Origin of the sequence: Pseudomonas sp. MWU12-2037, assembly GCF_023242345.1 — a bacterium.
GTDB classification, from domain to species: domain Bacteria; phylum Pseudomonadota; class Gammaproteobacteria; order Pseudomonadales; family Pseudomonadaceae; genus Aquipseudomonas; species Aquipseudomonas gingeri_D.
In genome coordinates, this window is sequence record NZ_JALLIZ010000013.1 from 157,726 (window position 1) to 166,669 (window position 8,944).

Sequence of the window (8,944 nt, forward strand, 5' to 3'; positions counted from 1 at the left end):
CGAAGTCACTGGGCTCCAAAGCGCAGGCGCAGCCATAACTGGAAATGATCAACTTGATATTATTAGACGTTTACAGGGGGGATAAATCTGCACCGGGAAACGGGGACATGCTGCATAGTTGATTCAGCAGAAATGGCGGAACTTGATACGGGTATCTATATTCACCGTATTTCTGCCTTCCAAGTCTGGCATCCACTTACGCTGGAGGCTCACTATTGCAGCAGGAATTAGACTCGCCGCTTTCTTGCGCAGTAATTCCTTACTTTTGCCGTCGTGCCCTATAAGATGAAAGGTACTTTTTCCACTATCCAGGCCGAGCAAATCCAAGTTGTCCATGAGCGGTCTCCACGAAATAAGTGAGAACCCCGGTAAGTTTGGATTTGGCGGGGCTCCCGTGCGGGGATGACCTTAAGCCCGCTCGTTCTTCGACGAGTCCATGACGATGTAGCTGGTGATCGACGATACATGAGGCAAGGTACCGAGAACGTCGGTATGAAACGTCTTGTACGCCTTGATATCCGCAACCTCTACGCGCAGCAGGTACTCGATGGCGCCCGTGATGGTGTGGCATTCCACGACTTCCGGAGCGCCAGCGATGGCGCGCTCGAAGGCCTGAAGGCTTTCCTTGGTGTGATTGGAAAGGCCTACGGTGATGTACACCACAAAGCCAGCCCCCAGGCGGGATCTATCGATAACGGCCCGGTATCCGGTGATGATACCGGCAGATTCCAGGTCCTGTACCCGCCTCAAGCAAGCAGAGGGGGACAGACCGACCCGTTCAGCCAGTTTCACATTGGTTTGGCGCGCGTCCTTGGCAAGCTCGGACAATATTCTTTCGTCAATTCGGTCTAAAGCTGTTGTTTGTTGCATGGATCTGATTTTTGCTCGTGAGTTCACAAGAAAATTCTGTGATTTAAGCAATAGAATATTCCGCTTCATGGGCTTGATACAACAGATGAATATATGAGCGATATGGCGTTTCTTTTCCCTTTTCTGCTTTTCGCCATCGTGATGACAGGCACGCCGGGCCCGAATAATGCGATGGTCCTCGTATCGGGTGCCCGGGTAGGGGTCTGGCGCACGATGCCCCTCGTGTGGGGCATCGTGGCGGGTGTGGCGCTCCAGATGGTGATATTGGGCCTGGGCCTCGGAGCGGTGTTCGAGGCCATTCCGGGGTTCCACACCGCGTTGAGCATCGTGGGGGCGACCTACATCTTATGGCTCGCGTGGAAGATTGCCTCCAGCGGTCCGTTGGTGATCGGCGATGAGGAGCGCTCGCCCATGGGTTTTTTCGGCGGGGTGGTTTTCCAGTGGATCAATCCCAAGGCGTGGGCCATATCGATCAGTGCGGCAGCCACCTATATTCCCCTCGAGAACCATCTTGTGAACGTGTTCTTGACCGCTGCGCTGCTGGCGGTCGTGTCTACTCCCTGTGTCGGGATCTGGGCGGTCGGCGGTGTGGTATTTCGACGTTTCCTGATGCGAGCGAATGTGGCGTTGGTCTTCAATATCGTCATGGCGCTTGTCTTGTTAGGCGCTACCCTGCCAGCCATTGTGCGTCTAACCCATTGATTGCCTGGAGCGTCGATCAAGGCGATGGCGCGCGCTTCTCAGCAGTCGGATTCCGTTTCCTGTAGCGCTATTGAAGAAAGAGCGCTTCATCACGCCCCTGAACCTTATACTTGGCCCGCCGTCCAGGCAGGTTAGGTTCAGGAGTTGAAACCATGGCAGGTAGCAGTTTTTTCGCGTTGTTCGATGACATCGCAACCTTGTTGGACGACATATCGGTGATGAGCAAGGTCGCCGTGAAGAAAACCGCCAGTGTTCTGACGGATGATCTGGCGGTGAACGCGGAGAAGGTGGTTGAGCTCAAGGCGGATCGTGAGCTGCCAGTGGTGTGGGCCGTGTGCAAGGGCTCCCTGGTCAACAAGGCGATTCTTGTCCCGCTGGCGCTGGGGCTCAATTACCTGGCCCCTGCGCTGGTCCATTGGTTGCTGGTGATTGGCGGGATCTACCTCTGCTATGAAGGTATCGAGTCGCTTATCGAGAAGTTGAGTCCCCATGGCGGCCAGGATGAAGCACGAAAGGTAAAGAGGCTCAATGAAGCCGAGGCAAAGGTCTACGAGGCGAAGAAGGTGAAAGGCGCCATCGTGACCGACTTTGTCCTGAGCGCCGAGATCGTGGTGATCACCCTCAATGTCGTGGCTGAGGCGCCTTTCGTGCAGCAGTTGATAACACTTGTGTTGATCTCCTTGCTGGTGACGTTTGGTGTGTACGGGCTGGTGGCTGGCATCGTTCGGCTGGATGACCTCGGACTGCGGCTGCGCAAGATCACCCACCCCGGTCATTTCTCGGCAATGCTTCGCCGGATGGGCGGCTGGCTGATATCGGCCGCGCCCAAGCTGATGAAACTGCTGTCGTGGGTGGGCACCATCGCCATGTTTTTTGTCGGAGGGGCGTTCATTGCGGAAGCGGTCCACGGTGGACCTGAATGGATCGTCAAGCCGGCCATCAAGCATTGGCTGGAGAACTATTTGATCCAGGCCACCGTGGGACTGATCGCCGGGGCCATTGCAGTCGCAGTGGCCTGGACGGCAAGACGGCTGAGTCATCGGGTACTAGGGTAGGCCCTTGACCCGCAGGTGACGTGCAGGGCGGCTCAAACCCTCGAGCCGCTCATGGGATCCATTCGACTTGATGTAGATCAAGCCGGAAAGTCCTCCGACTCCGATAGTGTGCGCTCGTGCTTGCACTCCATCAGTGCCTGGCAACGACTATTGCATTGAGGTGTCGATGTGTACGCGTTCTCGCCACGGGAGTTGCCGGAGCAACTCTTCATATTGACCGAGCTTGCGCTCAACCTGCGCTGGACCTGGAATCACGCACTCGACGGTCTCTGGGAAGCGATCGATCCAATGCTATGGGAGCGTACCCATAACCCCTGGATGATTCTGCAGAACGCGTCGCCGCAGCGTTTTGAGGCGCTCTGTCGGGATACCTCGTTCTCGCAGACACTCACACAGGCCATCGAAGAGCACCGGCGTTATCTCGGTGAGCCGGGCTGGTATGCACAGCAGTCGGCGCCCGCCGATTCGGCGCGGATCGCATACTTCAGCATGGAGTTTGGCCTGAGCGAGGCCTTTCCACTCTACGCCGGCGGACTCGGTGTACTGGCCGGGGATTATCTCAAGACGGCCAGCGACCTGGGCGCCCCGGTAGTCGGAGTGGGCTTGCTCTACCAGGAAGGTTATTTCCGGCAAAGTATCGACTCGGCCGGTCGACAGCATGAGGCCTATCCCTACAACGACCCGACCAGCCTGCCGATCCAGCCGGCTATTGGCAGCGACGGCGCCTGGCTGAAAGTCGCGCTGCAACTTCCGGGGCGCACGTTGCATTTGCGGGTGTGGCAGGCCATCGTCGGACGTACACGCCTGTATCTGCTGGACAGTAACGATCTGCTCAATGGCGCCGGCGACCGCGGGATCACCTCCAAATTGTACGGCGGCGGTTCGCAAATGCGCTTGCTCCAGGAAGTGGTGCTCGGCATCGGCGGCTGGACGGTACTCGAAGCCCTGGGGATCGACGTGGACGTGTGCCACCTGAACGAGGGGCATGCCGCACTGCTGGTGCTGGAGCGGGCCCGCTGCTTCATGCACAAGATGGGCGTTTCGTTCCGGGAAGCCTGGTGGGCGACGCGTGCCGGGAATGTCTTCACCACGCATACGCCGGTGGCGGCGGGTTTTGATGTCTTCCCCGCCGCGCTGATCGGCAAGTACGCGCGTCCCTACCTCGAAGACTGTGATCTTTCATTGCGCGAACTGCTGGCATTGGGTCGGCGTGATCCGCTGGATGACGACGAGCCGTTCAACATGGCTTTTCTCGCCTTGCGTGGCTGCGCCCAGTGCAATGGGGTGAGTCGCCTGCATGGTGAGGTCAGCCGTCGTCTGTTCAGCGATCTGTATCCACGCTGGCCGTTTCAGGAAGTACCCGTGGGGCATGTGACCAACGGCGTCCATGTGCCTTCCTGGGACTCGGTCTGGTCCGATCACCTGTGGACCACCTGCTGCGGCAAGGAGCGTTGGCTCGGTAGCGTGGAGTCGCTCCCCGGGCCGCTTTCCGACAGCGACGACCAGGCCCTGTGGACCATGGCCGGCGAGCAACGCCTTGATCTGGTGAAGTACGCGCGTCAGCGTCTGGCCTGGCATCTTGGGCAGCGTGGCGAGTCCGTGCAGCAGGTTGAAGAGGCCGCGCAGGTGCTCGATCCCAATTGCCTCACGCTCGGTTTCGCCCGGCGCTTCACTGACTACAAGCGCCCGAATCTGCTGCTGCATGACCCGGATCGCCTGACGCGTCTGCTCACCGATGAGCAGCGTCCGGTCCAGCTGATCATCGCGGGTAAGGCCCATCCCGATGATGAGCAGGGCAAGCAATTGATCCAGGCCTGGATGGATTTCGTTCATCGTCCTGGTCTGCGCCGGCACGTGGTGTTCCTGGAGGATTACGACCTCGAACTGGCCCAGCATCTGGTACAGGGCGTCGATGTCTGGATCAATACACCACGACGCCCCTGGGAAGCCTGCGGTACCAGCGGCATGAAGGTGTTGGTCAATGGCGGATTGAACCTGTCCGAACGCGACGGCTGGTGGGCGGAGGCCTACCAGCCCGATTGCGGTTGGGCCATCGGCACTGACGGGCCCAGCGACGATGTGGTCGATGCCGAGTGCCTGTACCGCTTGCTCGAGGACGCAGTCGTGCCGTCCTTCTACACCCGCGACACCCAGGGCATTCCCCGTGCCTGGGTGCAACGCATGCGGGCCAGCATGTCGCAACTGGGGCCGCAATTCAGCAGTAACCGCATGCTGCTCGAATACCTGGAGCGTTTTTACCAACCGGCGATTCAGGCGTTCCGACGCCGCCGCGAGGACCAGGCCGGGCTCGCCCGGGGGCTTCAGGCGTGGCAGAAGGCGCTGAGCGCGGGGTGGGACAACATACATTTTGGTACGCTCGATGCACATCGCGACGGCGATCAGCTACATATCAGCGTGCCTGTCTATCTGGGGGCGATCGCCCCGGAATGGGTAAAGGTGGAGCTCTGTGCCGCCTTGCGCAACGAGTCCCCGGCGCTGTGCCTGCCGATGACCGCCAGCGGCCCGATTCCCGGCGCCGTCCACGGTTATATCTTTTCCCTCTCGATGGCTGTCACGCGACCCCTGGAGGATTACACCCCACGGGTTCGCGCCTGGCACCCGGAGGCCTTTCTGCCGGCGGAAAATGCGCTGATCGCCTGGCAGCGTTGAGGCCTGGTCAGTGGTCATAGGCCTCGAAGCCGGAGACCACATCGAACAGCTCTTCGTCGATGCTGTCCTGGCGCAGTCGGTGAAAATCGTCCCCCAGGGTTTTCAGCAGTTCGCCGATGTTTTTCTCCGCCCGCTGCATGGCCGCCAGACGGCTGGCATTTTCGCTGGCCAATGACTCCGCGCAGCTACGGAACAGCGAGACAAACAGATACTCGCGAATAAACGCGAGCGAAACCTGCTCGCCGTTTTGCTGTACTTCGGGAAGGTTATTGGTGGGCCAGGGCCTGCTGGCCAGCTGGCGTTGCCAGGCATCGTCCAATGGCAGCATGCGCTGGCTGACCGATTCGTAGAGTGCCCCAGGTTTTGGCCTGTTGTGAAAAAGGTAGACCTGGCCGATTTCGCCCCTTTCACGCTGGCTTTCAAGCTCAAGCAGAATCTGGCTGACCAGGGGTGTGATCTCGACGATAGCGTTCGGCAGGATAAAGCGGCTGGAAGTGTTCAATGGGCTGTCGGCAAGGCGTGATTGGATACGCTCGCCCACCACCCAGAGCATTTTTCTGTTTGGCAGTGGATCCAGTGTTTCAAGCACAAACTCGGCGAGCGCATCGTTGAACTGGCCGACCAGTCCCTGATCGGAGCCGAACACCACCGCGCAGACCGTCCCCGGGTCCTGCTGTTTGCGCTGGTCCAAAGCGCCGGATTGGCGCTGGCGGAAACAGGCCAGCAGGCCGAGTTGCACCGTTCGGTCATAGTCCTCCAGCGAGCGCACGGCGTTCTCATATTGACTGATGTTCGACGCCGCCATCGCTTTCATCGTGCGCACCACGGATTCGAGATCGCCGGCACTGGCGATCTTGCGCCGCAGGCTGGCGCCGGTGTCGCTCATGACGACACCGGGTTATCGGGCGTCGCCAGAAATTGCGCCACGGCCTGCCTGGCGAGTTCGGTCATCAGCTGTTTGTCGGCATCGCTCAGTTTATCGGTGCCTGCCAGGCTCGCGCCGAGCGCGGCGGGAAGCGTGGCGGCTGCGGCCCGGACGGCCTGCTCGGCATCCGCCATCCGGGTCAGCGGTACCGGATCGAACAGTCCCGCGGTCAAGGCCAGTAAAACGGTGATTTGCACGGAGGTCGACAGGGGGGAGAACTCCTGCTGCTTGAGGCAGGCGCGAATACGCCGGCCATGCTCGATCAGCTTGCGGGTGGCCTCATCGAGGCGGGCGCCAAAGCGGGCGAAGGTCTCGAGTTCCTCGAACTGGGCGTAGGCCAGTTTCAGGTCGCCGGCGACGGCCCGGTAGGCCGCGCTTTGCGCCTTGCCACCGACCCGTGAAACCGACTTGCCGACGTCCACCGCCGGCAGTACCCCGAGTTCAAACAGTGTCGGCGACAGATAGATCTGGCCGTCGGTGATGGAAATCAGATTGGTCGGAATATAAGCGGAAATGTCCTGGGCGGCGGTTTCGATGATCGGCAAGGCGGTCAGCGAACCCCCGCCGAGTTCCGGACGCAGATGGGTGCTGCGTTCGAGCAGACGCGAATGGATATAGAAAATATCGCCAGGAAAGGCTTCACGCCCAGGGGGCCGGCGCAGCAGCAGTGACAGCTCTCGATAGGCTTGCGCGTGCTGGGTCAGGTCGTCGTAGACCACCAGCACGTCGCGGCCCTGTTCCATGAAGTACTCGGCAATGCTGGTTGCGGCGTAGGGGGCGATATAGGCCAGCCCGGGGGCGTTGTTGCCCTCGCTGACGATCACCACGGTGTAGGGCAGGGCGCCCTTTTCCCGTAGCGTGTCGATAAGTTTGGCGACGCCGGAAGCACGTTGGCCAATGGCGCAATAGACACAAATGACGTTCTTTTCGCGCTGATTGATGATGGTATCGAGCGCAATGGTCGTCTTGCCGGTCTGCCGATCGCCGAGAATCAGTTCCCGTTGCCCACGCCCGACCGGAATCAGCGCATCGATCACTTTGATGCCGGTTTGCAGCGGCACGCTGACCGGAGCCCGGTCCATGATCGGCGCGGCCGGTCGTTCCAGCGGCAGGCGCGGTCCTGGCGGTAGCGGCGCGAGGTCATCCAGGGGGCGTCCTGTCGGATCGATGGTACGTCCCAGCAGTGCCTCCCCGACCGGCACATCGACGACATGCCCGCCACGCTCGACCGGGTCGCCGGCCTGCAGCTCCCAGTAGTCGCCGAGCAGGACCACGCCGATTTCATCTTCGTCGATATTGAAGGCGATGCCCTTGATCCCGTGCGGAAATATCAGCACCTCCTCGAAACCGACACCGGGCAGGCCGCTCACCTTGGCGATCCCCGGAGCGACGCTGCGCACCTGCCCGATCTCTCGGGGGGCCAGCGGCGGCACAAACGCCTCGGTCGCTTCCCGTATGCGGGCAAAGGTCTGCTCCAGGACATTCTCCAGCCGTTCATCGGGCATGGGGGGCTTCCTTGTCGGAGAGAACCTTGGCCGGGGTATTGACCGCCAGCAGATCGCCGACGCTGCTTTCCAACTCCGTCAGGTAGTGCGCGATGCTCCACGCCACCTTTTGTCCGTCGGTGCACAGCTCGATGCCGCTGACCAGCTCCGGAGCCGTTTCGAAACGGGCCTGGGTGGCGCTTCCGAGCAGTGCCTGGAGTTCCGCTTCGAGGCTGGCGCGATGCGCCGCCGATAGCTCGAAGGTGCTACGCACGACTATCGGCAGGGCCTTGTTCCGCAGGGCGCCGGCCAGCTTTTGCTTTTCATCTGAACCCAGGGTCCGCAGGCGCTCCATGAAAGTGGCGAGCATTTGCTCTTCCAGCGTCACGCCGGCCAAATCGCTCAATGCCTTGCGCGCAATGCTGAAGACCTCCTGTTGCGTACGGCGAAAGATTGCCTGGTGCAGGGCCTGGGCCTCACTGCGCAGGCTGTCCTGTTGCCGGGCGCCCAGGTTGATGGCTTCCTGGCGTGCGGCATCCAGCAGACGCTGGCGCTCGCTGTTCGCCGCGTCGGTTGCCTGGCTGAGCAATGCCGCGCGTTCCCTGTCGAAGTCGGCGTTCTTGCGCTGGAATGCTTCACGCTCCTGTCCGGCCTCGGCTTTTTTCGCATCGGCGTCCGCCAGTTCCCTGGCGATACGCTGTTCACGGGCGTCGATGGCGTTGAGTATCGGACGATAGAGAAAGCGCTTGAGCAACCAGACCAGAATCAGGAAGTTGAGGATCTGTGCGCCGACAGTGAACCAGTCGATAAGCATGATCTACTTTCCAGCGACCTGGGCGATGGCGTGGCTCCAGAATGGATTGGCGAAAATCAGGATCATCGAGACGACGAAGCAATAGATGGCCACCGATTCGACCATCGCCAGGCCGACAAACAGGGTGCGGGTAATGGTGGCCGATGCGTCGGGTTGTTGCGCCAGGGCGCTGAGCGCGGTGGCCACCGCGCGACCTTCGCCGAGCGCCGGGCCGATACTGCCGATGGCGATGGTCAGGCCCGAGGTAATGATCGAAGCCACTGCGATAATTGTCATGCTGTCCATGGTCACGCCTTCCGGGGGGGGGGGGGGGGGGGGGGGGTGGGGGGGGGGGGGGGGGTTCGGGGGGTTTTGGGGGGGGGGGTTGCCGGGGGGTTGAACACCCCCCCCAGGATGCTGAAAATGAGGGCCTGGACCAGGCCGG

At 60.9% G+C, this 8,944-nt stretch carries 9 protein-coding genes; 3 read left to right on the plus strand and 6 right to left on the minus strand.

Annotated elements, in window-relative coordinates:
• Positions 1-123 precede the first annotated feature (123 nt).
• Entirely contained in the window at positions 124-336 is a 213-nt protein-coding gene (locus tag M5B42_RS22435) for a hypothetical protein (protein ID WP_248747065.1), read from the minus strand.
• A gap of 72 nt (positions 337-408) precedes the next feature.
• Positions 409-870, minus strand: coding sequence for an Lrp/AsnC family transcriptional regulator (locus tag M5B42_RS22440; RefSeq protein ID WP_103498164.1), 462 nt, complete (start codon positions 868-870; stop codon positions 409-411).
• A 93-nt stretch (positions 871-963) separates the two neighbouring features.
• On the opposite strand from M5B42_RS22440, the gene M5B42_RS22445 reads away from it, so the two are divergent.
• The 3 genes from M5B42_RS22445 to glgP all read left to right on the plus strand — a co-directional run bounded on the left by M5B42_RS22445 (position 964) and on the right by glgP (position 5,297).
• Positions 964-1,572, plus strand: coding sequence for a LysE family translocator (locus M5B42_RS22445; RefSeq protein WP_248747059.1), 609 nt, complete (start codon positions 964-966; stop codon positions 1,570-1,572).
• Positions 1,573-1,724: 152 nt separating this feature from the next.
• The gene (locus M5B42_RS22450; protein ID WP_103498166.1) at positions 1,725-2,627 is read left to right on the plus strand and encodes a DUF808 domain-containing protein; all 903 of its coding nucleotides are present in this window, start codon (positions 1,725-1,727) and stop codon (positions 2,625-2,627) included.
• A gap of 168 nt (positions 2,628-2,795) precedes the next feature.
• Positions 2,796-5,297 carry an alpha-glucan family phosphorylase gene (gene glgP / locus M5B42_RS22455; RefSeq protein WP_248747060.1) on the plus strand — a complete coding sequence of 834 codons (2,502 nt, stop codon included), beginning with the start codon at positions 2,796-2,798 and terminating at the stop codon, positions 5,295-5,297.
• A 7-nt stretch (positions 5,298-5,304) separates the two neighbouring features.
• Here the strand turns inward: glgP and M5B42_RS22460 are convergent, their stop codons facing one another.
• Genes M5B42_RS22460 through M5B42_RS22475 form a run of 4 tightly spaced genes read right to left on the minus strand, consistent with a single transcriptional unit; the run spans position 5,305 to position 8,805 of the window.
• Positions 5,305-6,183, minus strand: coding sequence for a F0F1 ATP synthase subunit gamma (locus M5B42_RS22460; protein ID WP_248747061.1), 879 nt, complete (start codon positions 6,181-6,183; stop codon positions 5,305-5,307).
• The gene (locus M5B42_RS22465; protein ID WP_248747062.1) at positions 6,180-7,727 is read right to left on the minus strand and encodes an alternate F1F0 ATPase, F1 subunit alpha; all 1,548 of its coding nucleotides are present in this window, start codon (positions 7,725-7,727) and stop codon (positions 6,180-6,182) included. Before M5B42_RS22465 ends, M5B42_RS22460 begins: the two co-directional genes overlap by 4 nt.
• On the minus strand, positions 7,717-8,520 hold the full coding sequence (locus M5B42_RS22470; RefSeq protein WP_248747063.1) for a F0F1 ATP synthase subunit B: 804 nt from the start codon (positions 8,518-8,520) through the stop codon (positions 7,717-7,719). Before M5B42_RS22470 ends, M5B42_RS22465 begins: the two co-directional genes overlap by 11 nt.
• A gap of 3 nt (positions 8,521-8,523) precedes the next feature.
• Positions 8,524-8,805, minus strand: a complete 282-nt coding sequence (locus M5B42_RS22475; RefSeq protein WP_100943204.1) for a F0F1 ATP synthase subunit C — start codon at positions 8,803-8,805, stop codon at positions 8,524-8,526.
• Positions 8,806-8,944 lie beyond the last annotated feature (139 nt).

Bases quoted from the DNA above. Each gene is read 5' to 3' on its own strand.
- M5B42_RS22470 (WP_248747063.1), bottom strand. From the start codon at position 8,520: ATGCTTATCGACTGGTTCACTGTCGGCGCACAGATCCTCAACTTCCTG.
- M5B42_RS22435 (WP_248747065.1), bottom strand. From the start codon at position 336: ATGGACAACTTGGATTTGCTCGGCCTGGATAGTGGAAAAAGTACCTTT.
- M5B42_RS22465 (WP_248747062.1), bottom strand. From the start codon at position 7,727: ATGCCCGATGAACGGCTGGAGAATGTCCTGGAGCAGACCTTTGCCCGC.
- M5B42_RS22450 (WP_103498166.1), top strand. From the start codon at position 1,725: ATGGCAGGTAGCAGTTTTTTCGCGTTGTTCGATGACATCGCAACCTTG.
- M5B42_RS22445 (WP_248747059.1), top strand. From the start codon at position 964: ATGAGCGATATGGCGTTTCTTTTCCCTTTTCTGCTTTTCGCCATCGTG.
- M5B42_RS22475 (WP_100943204.1), bottom strand. From the start codon at position 8,805: ATGGACAGCATGACAATTATCGCAGTGGCTTCGATCATTACCTCGGGC.
- M5B42_RS22440 (WP_103498164.1), bottom strand. From the start codon at position 870: ATGCAACAAACAACAGCTTTAGACCGAATTGACGAAAGAATATTGTCC.
- M5B42_RS22460 (WP_248747061.1), bottom strand. From the start codon at position 6,183: ATGAGCGACACCGGCGCCAGCCTGCGGCGCAAGATCGCCAGTGCCGGC.